Here is a 20898-nt window from a genome sequence, read left to right as displayed (position 1 = left end):
GGGAATCCAGAGCCCCGCATGATCACACCCCCAGGCGATCCTGAGGTTGTCGTCCAATGTGAGATGGAGCCTACCTTTCCGATAGTTAATGTTATTTCATTACGTATTCGTTTGACGAATGTAATAACATTACATATGAGGGGTCATCAAATGACATCATGCCCCGGAGGGATCGATGAACGATCCGTGCCTTGCCTTTAAAAATCTGACACTCGGATATGCAGGCCGCGCGGCGGTGCATCATCTGGATGGCGATATTGCCAAAGGGTCGCTCACGGCGGTGGTCGGCGCCAATGGGTCGGGAAAATCGACGCTGATGAAGGGCATCGCCGGGATTTTGAAGCCACTTGGCGGTGAATGCCGGGTTACTCCAGGCGTTTCCGTCGCCTATCTGCCGCAGCAGTCTGAACTCGACCGTTCCTTTCCGGCACAGGTGCGCGATCTGGTCGCGCTTGGTCTCTGGCCCAAACGCGGCCTGCTCGCTCGCCATCGCCAGTCGGACCGGGCGGCCATGGCCCATGTGTTGGAAGCGGTCGGACTTTCCGGCTTTGAAAAACGCTATATCGATTCACTCTCCGGCGGCCAGATGCAGCGCGCCCTTTTTGCCCGCGCCATGTTGCAGGATGCGCAGCTGATTTTGCTGGATGAGCCCTTCAACGCTGTCGATGAGCGCACCGTCGCCGACCTCATGGTGCTGATCAAAGCATGGGTTGCCGAGGGGCGCACGGTTCTGGCCGTTCTTCATGACTACGAGCTGGTGCGTCAGCATTTTCCGCAAACGCTTCTGCTTGCCAGACGGTTGGTGGGCTTTGGCCCGACACGGGAGGTTCTGAGGCCCGAAATGATGCAGCAGGCACGACGGTTTCACGAGGCATGGGACGGCGACGCCCCTTGGTGCGAACCCGTTGCAGCGGCGGTGAACGCCGACCTGGCGGACAAGCCGCAGGATTTCCACAAACACTCGCAGGCGCATTCGCATATCCATGTCTGATTTCTTCATCGAGCCATTCATCCAGTATATCTTCATGCAGCGTGCGCTTGCCGGCGCCTTGATCCTGGCTGTCAGTTGCGGGCCGGTCGGGGTGTTTCTGATGCTGCGCCGCATGAGCCTGACGGGTGATGCCATGTCGCACGCCATTTTGCCGGGCGCGGCGGTGGGCTTTCTGTTTTACGGGTTGGAGATTTTGCCGATGACCATCGGCGGGCTGGTCGTCGGTCTTCTGGTGGCACTGGGTGCCGGTGCGGTGTCGCGCTTCACCATCCAGAAGGAGGATGCCTCGCTCGCAGCCTTTTACCTCATTTCGCTGGCGCTCGGCGTGCTGCTCGTTTCCTGGCGCGGCTCCAGTGTCGATCTCATGCATGTGCTTTTCGGCACGGTGCTGGCACTGAACAACGAAGCGCTCGGCCTGATCGGCGGTATCTGCGTCGTAACGCTAACGGTGATGATGGTATTCTGGCGCGCGCTGCTGGCGGAATGCCTCGATCCCCTGTTTCTGCGCTCGGTCAGCAACTGGGGGAGCCCCGTGCATTTCCTCTTCCTCGCCATCGTCGTCCTCAATCTGGTCGGCGGGTTTCAGGCGCTCGGAACCCTGCTTTCGGTTGGCCTGATGATGCTGCCCGCTGCCGCCAGCCGCTTCTGGTCCAACCGCGTCGCGCCAATGTGCTTCATCTCGATCGGCATCGGCATGGTCTCGTGTTTTGCAGGCCTGCTTCTGTCCTATCACGCGTCGCTGCCATCAGGTCCGGCGATCATCCTTTCCACAGGCGTCATCTATGTCCTGTCCATCGTCTTCGGCACACGCGGTGTGCTTCGCGATCTTCTCGGTTCCGGTCGTCACAGAACGGCCTGAAAACAGCGTTTGAAAAAAGGAGAACCCTTCATGTTCCAAACCCTACGTCTTGCTACCTGCGTAAGCCTTCTCTCCCTTTCCCCGGTCCTGATGGCGCAGGCTTCTGCGGCTGAACTCAAGGTTGTGGCCAGCTTCTCGATCATTGCCGACTTCGCGAAGAATGTCGGCGGCAACCGCGTCGAAATCACCACGATCGTCGGACCGGACGGCGACGCGCATGTCTACGAGCCGCGCCCGGCCGATGCCGTTGCTGTCAGCAAGGCGGACGTGGTGCTGGTGAACGGCCTTGCATTCGAAGGCTTCCTGAAGCGGCTGATCGATACCAGCGGCACAAAGGCGCCGGTGGTGGAGCTGACCAAGGGCGTGAAACCCCTCAAGATTTCCGACGAGCCAGCCGGTCACGCACATCCGGAAGCCGAGGAAGGGGCGGGTCACGACCACAAGGCAGAGGAAGCGCATGACCATGAGGGACACAATCACGGTGAATTCGATCCGCATGCCTGGCAGTCAATCAAGAACGCGGAAATATACGTGAAGAACATCGCCGGCGCATTTTGCGAGGTCGACAAGGCCGGTTGCGCAACTTACACCGCCAATTCACAGGCCTATATCGCCAAGCTCGCGGCTTTGAACGAGAAGGTGAAGACCGAGATCGCCGCCATCCCGCCGGAAAAACGCAACATCATCACCTCACATGATGCCTTCGGTTATTTCGAGCATGCCTATGGTCTCGAATTCCTGGCGCCGGAAGGCATTTCGACGGATTCCGAAGCGTCTGCCGCCGACGTCGCCAAGCTGGTGGATCAGATCAAGCACGACAAGGCCTCGGCGATCTTCGTTGAAAACATCACCGACAAGCGGTTGATGGACCAGATTGCCAAGGAAACCGGCCTGAAAGTCGGCGGAACGCTTTATTCCGATGCGCTCTCTACAGCCGACGGCCCGGCCGCAACCTATATCGATATGGTCAACCACAACATCGATACCATCAAGGCGGCCGTGCTTAGTCAGTAAGAAGACGAAAAGGGCGAGGGTGGCACCAGCCACCCTCAGACACCTGACTAACGTATCCCCACACTCGACGTCATCCTCGGGCCCGTTCCGAGGATCCAGTCACGTATCGTAAAATCAATAGCTGGCAGGTGCTCGGGACAGGCCCGAGCACGACGGAGGAGAAGTTTTTCCTTCTGTCCTAGGCCCCAAGGTCATTGAGCCGTCTCGCAAATTTTGCCCAGCCGGTAAGCCTTCCACAGCGTTACAAGCGCTCAAATCTCTAAATTCCTTCTATTTTCCCCGAATACGCGGTTCAACAGGGATGGTGATCTTCCCGTTGAGGCTACTTGCGTTCCCCGTTGACAATCGATCGACCGTTTGAAATGGTAAGATGTCAGACCAATTCAAAGGGTAAGTCTTGGACAGATCCAGCCGCGAACTGATGCAGCCTATTCCACCCAGCGACCGTGTGCGCCAGGTCGAGGCGGCACTTTCCGATTACGTCGAGAGGGCAGGACTGAAGGCTGGAGACCGGTTGCCGGCCGAGCGGGAGCTGATGGTGGCCCTGGGTGTCGGCCGTTCCACCATTCGCGAGGTCATCCGTAAGTTTCAGGCGCTGGGCGTTATCGACAGCCGCAAGGGCAGCGGCAATTATCTGCTTAAGCCGATTTCTGCCGCAACCGTGCATATGCCTATCTCCATCGATGCCGAAAGCCTGCGCGATGCGTTGTTGATGACGTTGGAAGTCCGGCGTGGCATCGAGGTTGAGGCCTCGATGGCTGCGGCGCGCCGGCGCACGGTGGAGGATATCGCCACGATGGAAGCGCGGCTCGATGAGATGGAGCGGGTGCATCTGGCTGAGGGAACATCCGGCAAGGCCGACCTCGCTTTCCATCTTTCGATTTACGACGCAACTCACAACACGCTTTTCAAGCAGCTTCTGGAGCAGATGCGCGAAGGTTTCGAGCGCTTCTGGTCGAAGCCGTTCGACCGCCCGGATTTCGCCGGCCGCTCCTTTCCCTTTCACCGCACGCTATTCAACGCAATCGCCGTCGGCGATGCAGAGACCGCCCGTGAAGAAACACTGAAAATCCTCGCCGTCGTCGAGGAGGATATCAAGGACATGTCGAAATGAACCAAGGCAACGATCTCTTCGATCCCGCCTCCCTGATTGTAGCGCATGACGAGACCCACGCTTTCGAAGCTGTGGTCCCGCCGCTTGTGCAGACCTCGCTTTTCACCTTCTCAAGCTATGATGAAATGGTTTCCACCTATCGCGGCGAGAAAGTGAGGCCGGTCTATACGCGCGGACTGAACCCGACCGTCAGGATGTTTGAGGAAATGCTGGCAAAGCTTGAGGGCGCGGAAGATGCGCTTGGCTTCGCCAGCGGCATGTCGGCTATTTCCTCCACCGTTCTCTCCTTCGTTTCGCCGGGCGACCGCATCGTCGCGGTGCGCCATGTCTATCCCGATGCGTTCCGCCTGTTTGGTACCTTCATGAAGCGCATGAATGTCGAGGTGGTTTATGTCGACGGCCGCGACGAGGCGGCGGTTGAAAAGGCTATGCCGGGCGCGAAGCTCTTCTACATGGAAAGCCCGACCAGTTGGGTGATGGAGGCCCATGATGTCGGTGCACTCGCCGCGATCGGCAAGCGCCATGGCGCCGTCACCGTCATCGATAATTCCTGGGCAAGCCCTGTCTTCCAGCAGCCGATCTCGCTCGGTGTCGATCTCGTCGTACATTCGGCGTCGAAATATCTCGGCGGGCACAGCGATGTGGTCTCCGGCGTGGTTGCCGGTTCAAAGGCAATGATCGACCGCATTCGGGCAGAGACCTATCCCTATCTCGGTGGCAAGATGTCGCCCTTCGATGCGTGGTTGCTCATCCGCGGCTTGCGCACCCTGCCGCTGCGCATGAAGGCGCATCAGGCATCGGCGTTGGATATTGCCAGCCGCCTGCAGGCGCTCGATGTGGTGGAAAAGGTCTGCCATCCGGGATTGGCGAACCGCCTGCCGCCTGGCCTCAACGGTACGTCCGGCCTGTTTTCCTTCATTTTCAAGGAAGGGGTGGATGTGCGCGCTTTTGCCGACCGCCTCAAGCTTTTCAAACTGGGTGTTTCCTGGGGTGGGCATGAAAGCCTGATCGTCCCGGGTGAAGTGGTGCTTGAACAGAAGGCGCAGCCAAACTCCGCCCACACGTTCGGCATCAGCGCGCGTTCCGTGCGCCTGCATGTCGGACTGGAGGGCACGGAAGCGCTCTGGAACGATCTCGAACCCGCGATCAAGGCGGCCTCGGTCGTCTGACGCGTCTTAAAACTGACGACAAAAAGGGGAGAACGACATGAAAAAACTGGTAGCAGCAGCAATCTTTACCGCCCTGATGACCGGAACGGCGCTGGCGGATACGACCTTGAAACTGGTCGAGGTCATTACAAGTCCCGAACGGACGGAAACGCTGAAGGGCATCGTCTCGAAGTTCGAAAGCGCCAATCCCGGTACCAAGGTGGAGATCATCTCGCTGCCCTGGAGCGAGGCCTTCCAGAAATTCGCCACGATGGTCTCCGCCGGCGATGTGCCTGATGTCATGGAAATGCCCGACACTTGGCTTTCGCTTTATGCCAATAACGGCATGCTCGAAAGTCTCGAGCCTTATCTCGCCAAGTGGGAGTACACCAAGGGTCTGAGCGAACGCACTCTGGAACTCGGCCGTGATGTGAAGAACACGGCCTATATGCTTCCCTACGGCTTTTATCTCCGGGCCATGTTCTACAACAAGAAACTGCTGGAACAGGCTGGCGTGAAGGAGCCGCCGAAGACGCTCGACGAATTCGCCGATGCCTCCAAGAAGGTCGCAGCACTTCCCGGCAAATACGGTTATTGCCTGCGTGGCGGGCCGGGCGGCCTTAACGGCTGGGTCATGTTCGGCGCGTCTATGGCGGGATCGAACGAGTTCTTCACCAAGGACGGCACATCCACCTTCGACAGCCCTGGCTGGGTCAAGGGCCTGACCTATGTGGTCGATCTCTACAAGACCGGGTTGGCGCCGAAGGATAGCGTCAACTGGGGCTTCAACGAGATCGTCGCGGGCTTTTATTCTGGCACCTGCGCCTTCCTCGATCAGGATCCGGACGCCCTTATCGCCATTGCCCAGCGCATGAAGCCGGAAGATTTCGGCGTCATGACCATGCCGAAGGGCCCTGACGGCAAGACCTTCCCGACCATCGGTTTCGCCGGCTGGTCGATCATGTCGGCATCCGCCAACAAGGACCTCTCCTGGAAACTGGTCGAGACGCTGGAAGGGCCGGAAGGCAATATCGAGTGGAACAAGAAGACGGGTGCGCTGCCGGTGCACAAGTCGGCGGAGAAGGACCCCTTCTACGCCAGCGAGCAGTTCAAGGGCTGGTTCGACGAACTGGCGGACAAGAACGCCGTGCCGACGAAGATGCCGACCTATCTTGAGGAATTCGCATTCTTCAAGGATTCGCTGGTTATCAAGACATCGCAGGAAGCGCTTCTTGGCGATATCTCACCGGAAGACCTCGCCAAGCAATGGGCTGACTATATGACGAAGGCGCAGCAGAAGTTCCTCGCCTCCAAATAAACCACACGGTTGGCCGCGCGAGGTTTGAACCCGCGCGGCCGTTCTTGCGGGCTGTCCCAAACGGCAGGCCCCATTTCAAAACGTGCGGACCGGCTGGCCAGAAGCGTTAGAAAAACTTGTCCGCCCCCCGCCGTCCGATCAGGAGCGATCAATCATGTCCTATGCCCATGGCGCCGGACCCGTGGCCGCGCGCAACCGCGTCGGCAAGCCGGCAATGCAGCGTTTTGCCGACTGGGCCGAACCCTGGCTCTATAGTGCGCCGGTTCTCGTGCTCATCGTTGCCGTCATGCTGGTGCCGCTGGTGCTCGGCCTGTCCTATGCGTTTCGCGACGTGCAGCTGCTCAATCCTTTTTCCGGCGGTTTCGTTGGCCTGAAGCATCTGGAGGCACTGTCGCAGGATGCGGCCTTTTACCGGGCGCTGAAAAATACGCTGTGGTGGACGGGGGCTTCGGTATTCCTGCAGTTTTTCTTCGGTCTCATTCTGGCGCTGCTGCTGGACAAGCCGTTCGCGGGCAGAGGGCTGGCACAGGCGCTGGTGTTTCTGCCATGGGCCGTGCCAACCTTCCTCGCCGGTCTCAACTGGGCGTGGCTGTTCAATCCGGTCATAGGACCGCTGCCGCACTGGATGGTCTCGCTCGGGCTTCTCTCCGCGCCCAACAATATTCTTGCCGATCCGCAGCTGGCCATGTGGGGGCCGATCATCGCCAATGTCTGGTGGGGCATTCCCTTCTTCGCCATCACATTGCTTGCCGCACTTCAGGCGATCCCGCGTGATCTTTACGAGGCCGCTTCCATCGATGGGGCAAACCCGTTGCAGCGCTTCACCTCCATCACCCTCCCATTTCTCGCACCCACCATCGCCATCACAGTTTTGCTGCGCACCGTCTGGATCGCCAATTTTGCCGATCTCATCATCGTCATGACCAATGGCGGACCGGCAGATCGCACCCAGATCGTTGCGAGCTACATCTTCACGCAGGCCTTCCGGCGGCTCGATTTCGGTTATGCCTCGGCCATCGCGCTGGTGCTTCTGGTGCTGCTTCTGGCCTATTCCATGCTCATCGTGCTCCTGCGCCAACGCCTTATCGAGAAGGACTGACCGATGACATCAAGGATATTCCTCACCCTTGCCCATCGCCTGGCGATCCTCGCCTATATCGTCTTTGCGCTGTTTCCGCTGTTCTGGCTGCTCAAGGTCTCGGTCACGCCGAATGACCTGCTTTATAGCGAAGGCGTGCGGATGTGGCCGTCGCACGCGACGCTGGATCACTATCGATATGTCATAGAAAACAGTGCGTTCCCGACATTTTTTAAGAACAGCGTCATCGTTGCCGGCTCCACGGCACTTGCCGTTACGGTACTCTCGTCACTGTCCGGTTATGCGCTGTCGCGGTTCCGCTTCAAGGGCAAATACTGGATCGTGGCGCTGATGCTGATTACCCAGATGTTTCCGCTGGTCATGCTGGTCGCGCCGATTTTCAAGATGCTGTCGCCGCTCGGCCTCACCAACAGCCTGACGGGTCTCGTCATCGTCTACACCGCCTTCAACGTGCCGTTTGCCACTTTCCTCATGCAGTCCTTCTTCGACGGTATTCCGAAGGATCTGGAAGAGGCGGCGATGATCGACGGGGCAAGCCGGTTTACAGCATTCCGCCAGATCATCCTGCCGCTGACTTTGCCGGGCATCGCTGCGACGCTGGGCTTCGTCTTCACCGCCGCGTGGAGCGAGCTGCTGTTTGCGCTGATGCTGATTTCGGGCAACCAGAGCGCCACATTCCCGGTCGGGCTGTTGACCTTCGTTTCAAAATTTTCCGTCGATTTCGGGCAGATGATGGCGGCGGGCGTTCTGGCGCTCATTCCGGCCTGTCTCTTCTTCCTGCTCATTCAACGTTATCTCGTGCAGGGCCTGACGGCCGGCGCGGTGAAAGGATAATCCCATGGCTTCCATCGAGCTGAAGAATGTCGGCAAGACCTATGGCGACCTTGCGGTCTTGCACGGGGTCGATCTGAAGATCGAGGACGGCGAATTCATCGTCCTCGTCGGCCCATCCGGCTGCGGAAAATCGACACTGCTGCGAATGATCGCCGGTCTGGAGGAGATTTCAGCGGGCGAATTGACCATCGACGGTGAGCGCGTCAACGACCGCAAGCCGAAGGACCGGGATATCGCCATGGTGTTCCAGTCCTATGCGCTTTATCCGCATATGAGCGTCGCCGACAATATGAGCTACAGCCTGCGCCTGCGCCGCAGCACCAAGGAAACAATCGCGGCGGCCGTGGCCGGTGCTTCGGCGAAACTCGGTCTCGATCCCTATCTGGCACGCCGTCCGAAGGCGCTTTCCGGCGGCCAGCGCCAGCGCGTCGCCATGGGCCGGGCCATCGTGCGGCAGCCTAAGGCCTTTCTGTTCGATGAGCCTCTCTCCAACCTCGATGCACGGCTTCGCGAGCAGATGCGGGCCGAAATCAAGCGCATGCATGCTGATCTCGGCGCGACCTCGGTTTATGTCACCCATGACCAGATCGAGGCGATGACTCTTGCCTCGCGTATCGTTGCGATGAATGCCGGCCATGTGCAGCAGATCGGCGCACCGCTCGATCTCTACGATCGCCCAGCCAATCTGTTCGTCGCCGGTTTCATCGGTTCGCCTGGCATGAATTTTCTCGAAGGACGGCTCGGGCGGGAGAATGGCGGTAGTTTCGTCGTGCTCGGCGATGGCACACGCCTCGAACTCGGCCGCAACGTGAAGCTTGCAGATGGTGAGCCGGTCACACTCGGTATCCGGCCGGAACATGTCACCGTCTCGCCTGCGGATGGTGCCGTCGAGGCGACCGTCGATCTCGTAGAGCCGACGGGTCTCGGCATCATCCTGCACCTGACCGTGCATGGATTGCCCTTCAAGCTGTTTTCGTCTGATCGGGCGCTGTTGCAGCCGGGCGGGTCCCTGCGGGTCGGTTTCCCGCAGGAACGGCTTCATGTTTTTGACCGAAACGGTGTCAGGATCGACGAGGCCTGAACTTAAGGCTTCATATAGCGATGCCCTTGTCATCGAACCTGTGGATTTTGGCATCATCGGGTGTGATGAAGACGGTATCGCCGTGTTTGCATTCGAATTCACCGTCGGTTCTGGCGGTGATGGGGCCGATGCCGGGGACGTCGAGGTGGAGGAAGGTGTCGGAGCCGAGATGTTCGGCAACCGTGACCTTGCCCTGCCACAGGCCGGTTTCTTTCGACAGCGTCAGGTGCTCGGGTCGCACGCCGGCGGTGGTCGCACCCTTTTGCCGGGCGTAATCGCCGGTCACCAGGTTCATGCGCGGCGAGCCGATGAAGCCGGCGACGAAGAGGTTGGCGGGCGAGCGGTAAAGCTCCATCGGCGAGCCGACCTGCTCGATATTGCCGCGGTTGAGGACCACGATCTTGTCGGCCATGGTCATGGCCTCCACCTGGTCGTGGGTGACGTAGATCATCGTCGTCTTCAGTGTGTTGTGCAGCTCGGAGATTTCCAGCCGCATGGTGCCGCGCAGCGCCGCATCGAGGTTGGAGAGCGGTTCGTCAAACAGGAACGCCTTCGGTTCGCGCACGATGGCGCGGCCGATGGCAACACGCTGGCGCTGGCCGCCGGACAGTTGCGAGGGCCGGCGCTCGAGATAATCGGTGAGGTTGAGGATACGGGCGGCATCGTCGACCTTTTTATCGATCACCGCCTTGTCGAGCTTGGCCATCTTCAGCGGGAAGGCGATGTTGTTGCGCACGCTCATATGCGGATAGAGCGCATAGGACTGGAACACCATGGCAAGGCCGCGCTCGGCCGGGGCCTTTTCGGTGGCGTCGTTGCCGTCGATGACTATTCTGCCGCCGGAGACGTCTTCCAGCCCGGCAATCAGGCGCAGCAGCGTTGACTTGCCGCAGCCGGACGGGCCGACGAAGACGACGAACTCGCCGTCATGGATATCGAGATCGATCGACGGGATGACTTTTGCCTCGCCGAAGAGCTTGGACACGTTCTGAAGGGAAATGCTGCCCATTATTGTCGTTCCTTATTTCACGGCGCCAAAGGTGAGGCCACGCACGAGTTGTTTCTGCGAGAACCAGCCGATGACGAGAATGGGGGCGATCGCCATCATCGAGGCGGCCGAGAGCTTTGCCCAGAACAGCCCCTGCGGTGAGGAGAAGGAGGCGATGAAGGCTGTCAGCGGTGCCGCATTGGTGGTCGTCAGCCGGATGGTCCAGAAGGATTCGTTCCAGGCGAGAATGACGTTCAGGAGCAGCGTCGAGGCAATGCCCGGAACCGCCATTGGGGTCAGTACATGCACGATCTCGTTCCAGAGCGAGGCACCATCCATGCGGGCTGCCTCAAGGATCTCGCCGGGGATTTCGCGGAAGTAGGTATAAAGCATCCACACCACGATCGGCAGGTTGATGAAGGTGAGCATGACGGTCAGCCCAATGCGGGTATCGAGCAGGCCGGCATTGCGGAAGATCAGGTAGATCGGCACCAGCACCGCCACCCCCGGCATCATCTTGGTGGAGAGCATCCACATCAGAATGTCCTTGGTGCGTTTGGTCGGCGAGAATGCCATGGCCCAGGCGGCGGGAATGGCGATCATGAGCGCGATGATCGTCGAGCCGAGCGACAGCACGACCGAGTTCATGAACGGCTTGAAGTAATCGCGCTGGGTCTGCACGGTGATGTAGTTTTCGAGCGTGCCCGAGGGAATGAGGCTGAAGCCTGCAATCGCCTCCGGCTCGGTCTTGATCGAGGTGAGGAAGGCGTAAAGGATCGGGAAGAACAGCAGCAACGCCACGGCCCATGCCGCGATGGTGAAGCCGATCTTTGCGCGTGTCGTTGTCTTGCGGGCCATGATCGCTTCTCCTTAACGGTCGAGGTTCTTGCCGACGGCGCGCATCAGGAAGATGGCGACGATATTGGCGAGCACGACGGCGATGATGCCACCGGCCGATGCGCCGCCGACGTCGTAGCCCAGAAGCGCCGTGCGATAGATGAGGAAGGCAAGGTTGGTCGAGGCGTAACCCGGTCCGCCATTGGTGGTGACGAGGATTTCCGCGTAAACGCCGAGCAGGAAGATCGTCTGGATGAGGATGACGACGGTGATGGCGCGGGCAAGATGCGGCAGCGTCAGGTAGATGAAGCGGTTGATGAAGTTGGCGCCATCCATCTCGGCCGCTTCCTTCTGCTCGCCATCGAGCGACTGGAGGGCGGTGAGCAGGATCAGCGTCGCAAAGGGCAGCCATTGCCAGGCGACGATGATGATGATGGAGAGCAGCGGAAACTGCGCGAACCAGTCGACCGGCTGCAGGCCGAAGAAGCGCGACAGATCGGCAAGCACGCCGTAACCGGGATGCATGATCATGTTCTTCCACACCAGCGCCGCAACAGGCGGCATGACGAAGAAGGGCGAGATGATCATGATGCGCACGATGCCCTGACCGAAGATGTCCTGGTCAAGCAGAAGCGCAATCGCAATACCGCCGATGACGGTGATCAAAAGCACGCCGCCGACGATGGCAAGTGTGTTGAAGATCGACTGGAAGAAGGCCGGATCGGTATAGAAATACTGGTAATTGAACAGGCCTGCAAAGCTGACATTGGCAGGGTTGAGCAGATTGTAGTTCTGGAATGAGAACCACAGCGTCATCGCCAGGGGCACGATCATCCACACCAGCAAAAGCAGCACCGAAGGCGCAAGCATAACCCGCGCCAGACCGCTCGTGTTTCGTGTTGCCATTGGTAGTCCCCTCCATGACCGATACCCGCAACGTCTCCGCCGGGGCATCCGAATTTAACTTGACGATTGTCTTAGCAGCGACCTTCGCCCGTCGCCGCATGGTAGGTTGCTAGCACCTGATCCACCGCGGCGATCAGAACCTCCTCCATATCCTTGCCTGCAACCGTGGCGAGCGGCAGCTCGCCGAGGTATTGGCGCAGCAGGGTTTCGGGAATTGTCTTCCCGTCAAGCGCCTTATGCAAGGCGGAAACGGCTGCGAGTGCCTCGGGCCTTGTCCAGTAATAGCGAATGCGGTCGCTGTAGCTGTAGTGACGCTGCAATCTGAGCGTGATGTCATCACCATGGTAATGACCCTGCCAGTCGCCGGGCGCGCCGAGCATCAGCTGTTCCATGGTCCGCGCCAGCGGCCGGTCGCCATAGTCGCCGACCATCTCGGATGCGATCATATCGAGAGCGTAGAGTGCTTCGCGGTAAGCGAAGGTCAGCCCCGGACCTACTTTCAGGATCGGATATCCATCGCGCACCAGGGCGGCAAGCGCTGCTCTCGTTTGATAATCCGTCGAGTGTGCCTCGAAGACCAGTTGCGGTTCGCCGTCCAGCACGGCGCTGAGCGCCGTGGCCGCATCCGGATTGTAAGCGACGACATTGTCGCTGCCGAATTCCACTCCGGGCTGCACGACAAAGGCGATGACCCGTTCGAACGCATCGGAAAGACCGTGCTGCGCAAATATCTCACGGTGCAGGTCAATGGTCGTGCGCGCCGCCTGCGGCTCGGTGGGCGCCACCATGTCGAGCACGTGATCGGCGCCGCCCGGCACCGGCACTTCGGTGCCGAGAATGTAAAGCGGTTTTGGCAGCCCCGCCTCGGCGGCTGCCTTTTCGGCGACAGCCGCGAGTTTTGCCGCGCGATTGGCAATGGTCACGTCATCCAGTGCGGCCGGCTCACCGGCGCAGCCCATCGACGCATCCAGATGAATCTTGCGAAAACCGGCTGTGACATAGGCTTCGACCATGGTGGCTGCTTTTGTCAGCGCGTCCTCGGCTTCCTCCCTGCGCCAGGGATTGGGGCCGAGATGATCGCCGCCGAAAATCAGGAGCTCGCCGGGCAGTCCTTCTTCCTGCGCAATGCTGTTGACGAAGGTAACGAAGTCGCGCGGCGTCATGCCGGTATAACCGCCGAGATGATTGACCTGGTTGCAGGTGGCCTCGATCAGCACGCCTGTTTGACCGGCAGCGGCGCGGCGGATTGCGGCGCGCAGGACAACGGGGTGGGCAGAGCAGACCGAAGTGATGCCTGCCGGCTTGCCGGCACGGCGCGCGGCGGCGAGATTTTCCAGAATGGTGGTCATAGGACTTCCTCCGACAATAGCGCGGTCATGAAGGCGTCAAGTTCGGCAAGGCTGGCAGCGCCCTCCATGGGGCCGCGCCTTATAACGTTGTACGCGCCGGATGCATTGGCATAGGCGAGCGCTCTTTCGGGATGCATGCCGAGGCGGCGGCAGGTGAGGTAGGTTGCACCGAAACAGTCGCCCGCGCCGGTCGGATCGATTTCGGAGACCGTCAGTCCGGGGGCGTCGATGCGTCCATAGGCGCGGCTGAAGTGGCTGGCGCCTTGAGCGCCGCGCTTCAGCACGATCTCGCCGATACCGGAGGCGAGGAGCTTTTCTATCGCTGCGTCCTCGTCATCCAGACCGGAGGCAGCTTGAAGTTCTTCGCCGGAAGGCAGCAGAAGGTCGGTGACATCAAGGAGATCATCGATTAGCTTGCGGCCCTCGTTACCCTGCACCAGTTCCTTGCGGATGTTCGGATCGAAAGACACCGAGCCGCCGCGCGCCTTGACGCTTTTGATCGCCTCCAGAATGATCTCGCCGATACCGGCAATCGCAAACGCCGATCCCATGACGTGCACATGGCCCGCCTGTTCGATGAGAGCCTGCGCCTTATCAGTCATGTGCGTTTCGCGCGCTGCCGAATGGGCGATGTTGAAAACGAAATCCCGTGCACCGTTTTCCCTGTAGCGGACAAAAGCGCTGCCGGTCGGCCGGTCCGCAATGGTGGCGATGGCCGATATGTCCACGCCGTCACGGCGCAGCCGCTCGATGTTGAGGCGGCCGAAATCGTCATCGCCCACCGCCGCGATAATGCCGGCGCTGCCGCCGCAACGCGCGACCTGATCGATGAAAATGGCGGGCGCGCCGCTTGGAAAGGGGCCGATCAGCGTTTGCGGCTCGAGAAAACCGTCGCCCACTGTCGTCGCCATGATTTCCACGAGGATTTCACCCGCCGTAATGGTCGGGCCTTTCGCGTGCGGCGCAAGTGCGGATACCTGCCTCATCATCTCCTCCATATGCATTCGGCTCCCACCTTTCCGGTGGGTGCAAATCCCCGGCGTCCCGGCTCTGTTATTTTCCGGATATCAGTTAAAATTTACGCGCGTCAAGATATTTTTTGATGATGTTTTTGTTGCGATGCAGCAAGTAAAGCGGATCATGTAATTATTTTTGATGACATTATCGACTTTAAAACAGCTATTTATAGAAATATATCCAAGAGTGCTCACGTCACATTTTATTTTTGGATGTTGACAAATGGCGCGATTTTGCGAGATAAAAATTTACGCATGTATTGTTATGCGGGGACATCCGTAAAGGAGGAGCGGGTCTCATGAGCAAATTCATTGGAATTCTGTCGTCGTCTGTGGTTGGAGCGGGCCTTTTGGCCGGACTTGCGCAGGCGGAAGAAATCAACATCGCCACTGTCAACAATGGCGACATGATCATCATGCAGAAGCTTTCCAGCGCCTGGGAGAAGGAAACAGGAAACAAGATCAACTGGATCGTGCTGGAAGAGAATGTTCTGCGCGAACGCGTCACCACCGATATCGCCACCAATGGCGGCCAGTTCGACATCATGACCATCGGCGGTTACGAAGCGCCGATCTGGGGCAAGCAGGGCTGGCTGGCCCCGGTCGATGATCTCGGCGACGATTACGATTACGCCGATCTGCTCGATCCGATCAAGAAAGGCCTGACGGTGAACGGCAAGCTTTACGCGGTGCCGTTTTACACCGAAAGCTCGTTCACCCTTTACCGCAAGGACCTGTTCGACGCGGCCGGCCTGAAAATGCCTGATAATCCAAGCTACGACCAGATCAAGGACTTCGCAGCCAAGCTGACGGACAAGTCGAAACAGCAATATGGCATTTGCCTGCGCGGCAAGCCCGGCTGGGGCGAGAACATGGCTTTCCTCGGCACGATGATCAATACCTATGGCGGACGCTGGTTCGACATGGACTGGAAGCCGCAGCTGACGAGCGAGCCGTGGAAAAAGGCGATCTCGGATTATGTTGCGCTGATGACCTCCTACGGCCCGCCCGGTGCGGCGACCAACGGTTTTAACGAGAACCAGACGCTGTTCGCATCCGGCCATTGCGCCATGTGGATTGACGCTACTTCGGCTGCGGGACGTATCTACGATCCCAAACAGAGCCAGGTTGCCGACAAGACCGCTTTCACGCGTGCTCCGGTAGAGGCAACGCCGAACGGATCGAGCTGGTCGTGGTCATGGAACCTTGCAATTCCGAACACCACGAAGAAGCTCGAAACCGCCAAGTCATTCGTTAAATGGGCGACCTCGAAGAACTATGTTAAGACGGTCGGCGAAAGCGAAGGCTGGGTCGCCGTGCCGCCCGGTACGCGCAAATCCACCTATGAGCTGCCGGAATACAAGAAGGCCGCACCCTTTGCGGATACGGTGCTGAAAGCCATCATGTCCGCCGATCCGTCGAAGCCGACAAAGGATCCGGTCCCCTATACCGGCGTGCAGTTCGTCGCCATACCGGAATTCCAGTCGATCGGCACGGTTGTCGGCCAGCAGATTGCGGCAGCACTCTCCGGCCAGCAGACCGTCGATACGGCGCTCGAGGGCGCCCAGAAACAGGTCGAGCGTGACATGACCCGCGCGGGCTACATCAAGTAGCCGCGTCCTCCCGGCGTGCCGCCCGTTCGCCTCTTGGTGGCGGGCGGCATGGGTGGGGCTGTCACATCCATCTCCTGATTCCTGTGACAAGCACAGCAATGAGGGGAGGGAGGAAAATATCTAACAACAAACGGGCATGGCCAATTTACTCGTCATGCATCACGGAGATCGACATGAGATTGAAGAACAAGGTCGCGCTGATTACCGGCGCCGCCCGCGGCATCGGCCTTGGTTTTGCACAGGCTTTCGCCGATGAGGGTGCAAAGGTCATCATCGCCGATATCGATATTGCCAGGGCAACCGCTTCTGCAGCCGCTATCGGCCCATCCGCCAAGGCCATCCGGCTGGACGTGACTGACCTTGGTCAGATCGATGCGGTTGTAAAGGCGGTCGATGAGGAATTCGGCGGCATCGATATTCTCGTCAACAATGCCGCGATCTTCGATATGGCGCCGATCAACGGCATTACCGAAGAGAGCTATGAGCGGGTTTTCGACATCAATCTCAAGGGGCCGCTTTTCATGATGAAGGCCGTCTCCAATGTCATGATCGCGCGTGCGCGCGGCGGCAAGATCATCAATATGGCGAGCCAGGCCGGTCGGCGGGGCGAGGCGCTCGTCACGCTTTATTGCGCTTCCAAAGCGGCGATCATTTCCGCCACGCAGTCGGCGGCGCTGGCGCTCGTCAAACACGGCATCAACGTCAATGCGATTGCGCCTGGTGTCGTGGATGGCGAGCATTGGGAAGTGGTCGATGCGCATTTCGCTAAATGGGAAGGCTTGAAGCCGGGTGAGAAGAAGGCGGCGGTAGCCAAATCCGTTCCGATCGGCCGTTTCGCCACGCCGGATGACATTAAGGGCCTTGCAGTTTTCCTCGCCTCTTCCGACAGCGACTATATTCTCGCCCAGACATATAATGTCGACGGCGGCAACTGGATGAGCTGAAAAGCCGGAGATGACCATGCATGCGATTCAATTCGTCGAGAAGGGACGTGCCGTGCTTACTGACGTGCCCGTCGCCGATCTGCCGCCGGGGCATGCCCTTGTCCGGGTAAAGGCTTCGGGGCTGTGCCATACCGATATCGACGTGCTGCATGCGCGTTACGGTGACGGTGCCTTTCCCGTCATTCCCGGCCATGAATATGCCGGCGAAGTTGCGGCGGTGGCGGCAGATGTCACGGGCATCAAGGTCGGCGACAGGGTTGTCGTCGATCCCAATCTGCCCTGCGGCACCTGCACCAGTTGCAGGAAAGGGCTTACCAACCTTTGCAGCACGCTGAAGGCCTATGGCGTTTCCCACAATGGCGGTTTTGCGGAATTCAGCGTGGTGCGCGCCGACCAACTGCATGGCATAGATTCCATGCCCTATCACGTGGCAGCACTTGCCGAACCGCTCGCCTGCGTCGTCAACGGAATGCAGAGCTCAGGCATTGGCGAGAGTGGGTCGGTGCCGGGCAATGCGCTTGTTTTTGGCGCCGGCCCCATCGGCCTGCTGCTCGCCCTGTCGCTGAAATCACGCGGCATCGCGACGGTGACGATTGCGGACATCAACGAAAGCAGGCTGGACTTCGCTGAAAGTCTTGGACTTCAGCCGGCGGTTTCCGGGTCAGAGGCGCTGCTGCGGCAACAGAAGTCGTTCGATTTCGTGGCGGATGCGACCGGCATCGCAGCTGTTGCGGAAGCAATGATCCCGCTGATCGCGGATGGCGGCACGGCGCTGTTTTTCGGTGTCTGCGCGCCGGATGCCCGTATCTCGGTTGCGCCTTTCGAAATCTTCCGGCGGCAGCTGAAGCTTGTCGGCTCACATTCGCTGAACCGCAACATACCGCAGGCGCTTGCCATTCTGGAAACGGATGGCGATGTCATGGCGCGGCTGGTGTCGCACCGGCTGCCGCTTTCGGATATGCTGCCGTTCTTTATGAAAAAGCCGTCCGATCCGGCGACGATGAAAGTGCAATTTGCAGCCGAATGATCGTTTGGCCGTTGATAACCGTATTCGACCGGCTTTTCGTGCGAAGGCCGGTCGATATAGAGTACCACATGTAATATTTCATGGGGGCAAGCACTTTGGCCAAATCTATCAGGACGATGGAAGAGTTCTCGGAATTCGTCGGCCTTTCCCGCCCGACTGTTTCGAAATACTTCAATGATCCGGCCTCGGTCCGCAAGAAGACGCGGGATGCCATCGAGGATGCGCTGAAGAAATCGGGCTTCCGACCGAATATCTTCGCCGTCAACCTCAACCGCCGCCGCTCCAATATCATCGGCATCATTATTCCCAACTCGACCGACCCGTTCTACATGGCGCTGACGAGCCGTATCGAACTCATCGCCAACGAGGCGGGGTTCCTTGCCTTCGTGCTGTCGTCCGACGGCAAGGCGGAAATCGAGGATCGGGCTATCCGCACCTTCAAGTCGATGAATGTCGCGGGCGCCATCATCGCTCCGCTCGGCGTCAAATCCCATCGCGCCACGCTAGAGCAGCTGGCGGCCAGCATACCGATCGTCTATGTCGATTCTCCACTCGACGAGACCTCGGCCTTTGTCGGCACCGACAACCGCCAGAGCGTCGGGCTGATGGTGGATTATCTCTGCCGTTCGGGCGAGCCGCCCTGTTTCTTCGACATGCCGCAGGTCAATACCAACGCCGCAACGCGCCGCACGGCCTATGAGGAGGCGATGCAGCGTCTTGGTTTCGAGCCGCATGTCATCGGTGTTCCCGGCACCGTCACTTGGGATTTCGAGCGTTTCGCCTTTGATGAAGCGACCCGGTTGCTGGATGGGGCAGGGCATTTGCCCTCGCGCACTATTTTATGCGCCAATGACCGTATCGCCTTCGGCGTCATCGCCGCCGCTTTCCAGAAGGGCATCAGGGTCGGCCATGGCACGGATTACGATCTCAGGGTCGCCGGCCATGACGATCATCCGCTTTCGCGTTATGCCTGCCCGCCGATTACCACGGTTGCGCAGAATTATAACGAAATCGGCAGGCTATCGATCGAACTTCTGCTGCAGAAGCTGAATGAGGAGGCGGATGACACGACACGGATGCGCGAGCGCATTCTCCTCAGTGCCGATCTGATGCTGCGCAAATCGGCTTGATAGTTTGTTAGAAAAATTAAAAGAAAAATCTGTTTTTCTAAATAGAACTAATATTTGAACGCTCCTACTCTGTTCCCAGGGTTGCTTTGGGAGGCGACCGCGGGAGCCGGCGCAAGTGTGTGCCGGGATCCGGGAGGAACGCAGAAACGTCATGTCTTCGGTGCCGCGAGGGACAACCCTTCGCAGCCTCGGTATCGCATGGCCTTCGCCGGGCTGACTGGGCACTCTCGCCAGCAATTTCCCCAGCGAAGGATGTCAAAACATGAATCTCTATTCTCTTCTGTCGCAGCGCGCAGCCGGTGGCAAGCCCGTCAGGGTCGGTCTCATCGGTGCCGGCAAGTTCGGTTCCATGGTTCTGGCGCAGGCGCAGCGCATCGCCGGTTTCCACATGGTCGCCGTCGCCGATCTCAATGTCGGCAAGGCGCGGGAATCGTTTGACCGCGTCGGCTGGCCGAGGGAACGTTATGACGCGACGAGCTGCGCCGATGCGCTGAAGAGCGGCAAGACCTATGTGACCGACGATGTGAACGAACTGTTCGCCTGCGGCGAGATTGAATGCGTGATCGAGGCGACCGGCCATCCGCTGGCTGGCGCGCGCCATGCGCTCGGAGCCATCGACCACAACAAACATGTCGTCATGGTCAATGTGGAAGCCGATGTGATGGTCGGGCCGATCCTGGCTGAAAAGGCGCGGGCCAAGGGTCTTATCTACTCCATGGCTTACGGTGACCAGCCGGCCCTGATCTGCGAATTGGTCGATTGGGCACGCGCCACCGGCTTCGAGGTCGTTTCCGCCGGCAAGGGCATGAATTTCGAGCCGCGTTACCGGTATTCGACGCCTGATACGGTCTGGAGCTACTTTGGCTGGACTGACGAGGAAGTGGCCAAGGGCGACTTCAATCCGAAAATGTACAATTCATTTACCGACGGCACCAAGGCGGCCATCGAGATGGCGGCGGTCGCAAACGGCACGGGGCTGGATTGCCCGGATGACGGTCTGGCCTTCCCGCCCGCCGGCCTGCACGATCTGGCCCGCGTCTTCCGCCCTGCTGCGGATGGTGGCCGCATGTCGCGCTCCGGTCTCGTGGATATTGCCGCAAGCCAGGAGCCGGATGGTCGCGAGGTGTTTAATAACATCCGTTACGGCGTTTTCGTCACCTTCAAGGCGCATAATGAATATGCCCGCGCCTGCTTCAAGCAATATGGACTGCTGACCGATCCTTCGGGCTGGTACGCCTCCATGTGGCGTCCGTTCCACATCATCGGTCTCGAAACTTCGATCAGCGTGCTTTCGGCCGTACTGCGCAATGAGGCCACCGGTTGCTCGAAGGAGTTCCGCGGCGATGCGGTTGCGACGGCCAAGAAGGACATGCAGCCCGGCGAAATGCTTGATGGCGAGGGCGGTTACGCGGTTTGGGCCAATGCCATCCCGGCCACCCGCAGCCTGGACATCAAGGCGCTGCCGATCGGCCTTGCCCATAATGTCAAGCTGAAGCGCGCCATCAGGAAGGACCAGATCGTCAGCTTCGACGATGTGGAACTGGTGAGCGACCTGGATGTGGTGAAGCTTCGCCAGGACATGGAAAACCAGTTCCGTCCGCAAAAAGATGCTGCGGCGTGATGGACGGAG

Annotated in this window: 19 protein-coding genes; 14 read left to right on the top strand and 5 right to left on the bottom strand. The window is 59.3% G+C overall.

From position 1 onward, the window contains the following. Positions 1-175: 175 nt before the first annotated feature. The 9 genes from aztA to CRP02_RS04605 all read left to right on the top strand — a co-directional run bounded on the left by aztA (position 176) and on the right by CRP02_RS04605 (position 9458). The gene (aztA, locus tag CRP02_RS04645) at positions 176-991 is read left to right on the top strand and encodes a zinc ABC transporter ATP-binding protein AztA (RefSeq protein WP_097170406.1); all 816 of its coding nucleotides are present in this window, start codon (positions 176-178) and stop codon (positions 989-991) included. After that, the gene (aztB, locus tag CRP02_RS04640) at positions 984-1850 is read left to right on the top strand and encodes a zinc ABC transporter permease AztB (protein WP_097170405.1); all 867 of its coding nucleotides are present in this window, start codon (positions 984-986) and stop codon (positions 1848-1850) included. Before aztA ends, aztB begins: the two co-directional genes overlap by 8 nt. 30 nt (positions 1851-1880) lie before the next feature. Continuing rightward, positions 1881-2864 (top strand): zinc ABC transporter substrate-binding protein AztC, encoded by a 984-nt coding sequence (aztC, locus tag CRP02_RS04635; protein ID WP_097170404.1) that lies wholly within the window; start codon positions 1881-1883, stop codon positions 2862-2864. Between the two features lie 421 nt (positions 2865-3285). Further along, positions 3286-3978, top strand: coding sequence for a FadR/GntR family transcriptional regulator (locus CRP02_RS04630; RefSeq protein WP_179783994.1), 693 nt, complete (start codon positions 3286-3288; stop codon positions 3976-3978). Then, positions 3975-5147: a PLP-dependent transferase gene (locus tag CRP02_RS04625; protein ID WP_097170402.1), complete on the top strand. Its 1173-nt coding sequence runs from the start codon at positions 3975-3977 to the stop codon at positions 5145-5147. The genes CRP02_RS04630 and CRP02_RS04625 overlap by 4 nt, the downstream gene beginning before the upstream one ends. Positions 5148-5184: 37 nt before the next feature. Continuing rightward, positions 5185-6444, top strand: coding sequence for an ABC transporter substrate-binding protein (locus CRP02_RS04620; protein ID WP_097170401.1), 1260 nt, complete (start codon positions 5185-5187; stop codon positions 6442-6444). Between the two features lie 154 nt (positions 6445-6598). After that, entirely contained in the window at positions 6599-7543 is a 945-nt protein-coding gene (locus CRP02_RS04615) for a carbohydrate ABC transporter permease (protein ID WP_097100229.1), read from the top strand. A 3-nt stretch (positions 7544-7546) separates the two neighbouring features. Further along, positions 7547-8377 (top strand): carbohydrate ABC transporter permease, encoded by an 831-nt coding sequence (locus tag CRP02_RS04610; RefSeq protein WP_003510396.1) that lies wholly within the window; start codon positions 7547-7549, stop codon positions 8375-8377. Positions 8378-8381: 4 nt separating this feature from the next. Continuing rightward, entirely contained in the window at positions 8382-9458 is a 1077-nt protein-coding gene (locus CRP02_RS04605; protein WP_097170400.1) for an ABC transporter ATP-binding protein, read from the top strand. A gap of 10 nt (positions 9459-9468) precedes the next feature. Here the strand turns inward: CRP02_RS04605 and CRP02_RS04600 are convergent, their stop codons facing one another. From CRP02_RS04600 to CRP02_RS04580, 5 genes are all read right to left on the bottom strand, one after another. Beyond that, a complete protein-coding gene (locus CRP02_RS04600) occupies positions 9469-10467 on the bottom strand; it encodes an ABC transporter ATP-binding protein (RefSeq protein ID WP_013761442.1) in 999 nt (332 codons plus the stop codon). 12 nt (positions 10468-10479) lie between these two features. Next, positions 10480-11304, bottom strand: a complete 825-nt coding sequence (locus CRP02_RS04595) for a carbohydrate ABC transporter permease (protein WP_003510506.1) — start codon at positions 11302-11304, stop codon at positions 10480-10482. A 12-nt stretch (positions 11305-11316) separates the two neighbouring features. Beyond that, positions 11317-12189 (bottom strand): carbohydrate ABC transporter permease, encoded by an 873-nt coding sequence (locus CRP02_RS04590; RefSeq protein WP_013761441.1) that lies wholly within the window; start codon positions 12187-12189, stop codon positions 11317-11319. 71 nt (positions 12190-12260) lie between these two features. Further along, entirely contained in the window at positions 12261-13538 is a 1278-nt protein-coding gene (locus tag CRP02_RS04585; protein ID WP_097170399.1) for a D-tagatose-bisphosphate aldolase, class II, non-catalytic subunit, read from the bottom strand. Then, on the bottom strand, positions 13535-14542 hold the full coding sequence (locus CRP02_RS04580; RefSeq protein ID WP_179783938.1) for a sugar kinase: 1008 nt from the start codon (positions 14540-14542) through the stop codon (positions 13535-13537). Before CRP02_RS04580 ends, CRP02_RS04585 begins: the two co-directional genes overlap by 4 nt. Positions 14543-14853: 311 nt before the next feature. On the opposite strand from CRP02_RS04580, the gene CRP02_RS04575 reads away from it, so the two are divergent. From CRP02_RS04575 to CRP02_RS04555, 5 genes are all read left to right on the top strand, one after another. Then, positions 14854-16167: an ABC transporter substrate-binding protein gene (locus CRP02_RS04575; RefSeq protein ID WP_097170398.1), complete on the top strand. Its 1314-nt coding sequence runs from the start codon at positions 14854-14856 to the stop codon at positions 16165-16167. A 173-nt stretch (positions 16168-16340) separates the two neighbouring features. Continuing rightward, positions 16341-17111 (top strand): galactitol 2-dehydrogenase, encoded by a 771-nt coding sequence (locus tag CRP02_RS04570; protein WP_025595922.1) that lies wholly within the window; start codon positions 16341-16343, stop codon positions 17109-17111. Between the two features lie 16 nt (positions 17112-17127). Continuing rightward, a complete protein-coding gene (locus tag CRP02_RS04565) occupies positions 17128-18138 on the top strand; it encodes a D-altritol 5-dehydrogenase (protein WP_097171243.1) in 1011 nt (336 codons plus the stop codon). A gap of 116 nt (positions 18139-18254) precedes the next feature. Continuing rightward, a complete protein-coding gene (locus tag CRP02_RS04560) occupies positions 18255-19268 on the top strand; it encodes a LacI family DNA-binding transcriptional regulator (protein WP_019566487.1) in 1014 nt (337 codons plus the stop codon). Between the two features lie 262 nt (positions 19269-19530). Next, positions 19531-20889: an NAD(P)H-dependent oxidoreductase gene (locus CRP02_RS04555; RefSeq protein ID WP_097170397.1), complete on the top strand. Its 1359-nt coding sequence runs from the start codon at positions 19531-19533 to the stop codon at positions 20887-20889. The last annotated feature ends 9 nt before the right edge of the window (positions 20890-20898 follow it).

This window comes from Rhizobium sp. AN5 (assembly GCF_900215255.1).
Taxonomy (GTDB): domain Bacteria; phylum Pseudomonadota; class Alphaproteobacteria; order Rhizobiales; family Rhizobiaceae; genus Agrobacterium; species Agrobacterium tumefaciens.
The sequence above is the reverse complement of the archived record's forward strand: the minus strand, read 5'-3'. Positions and strand labels throughout refer to the sequence as shown.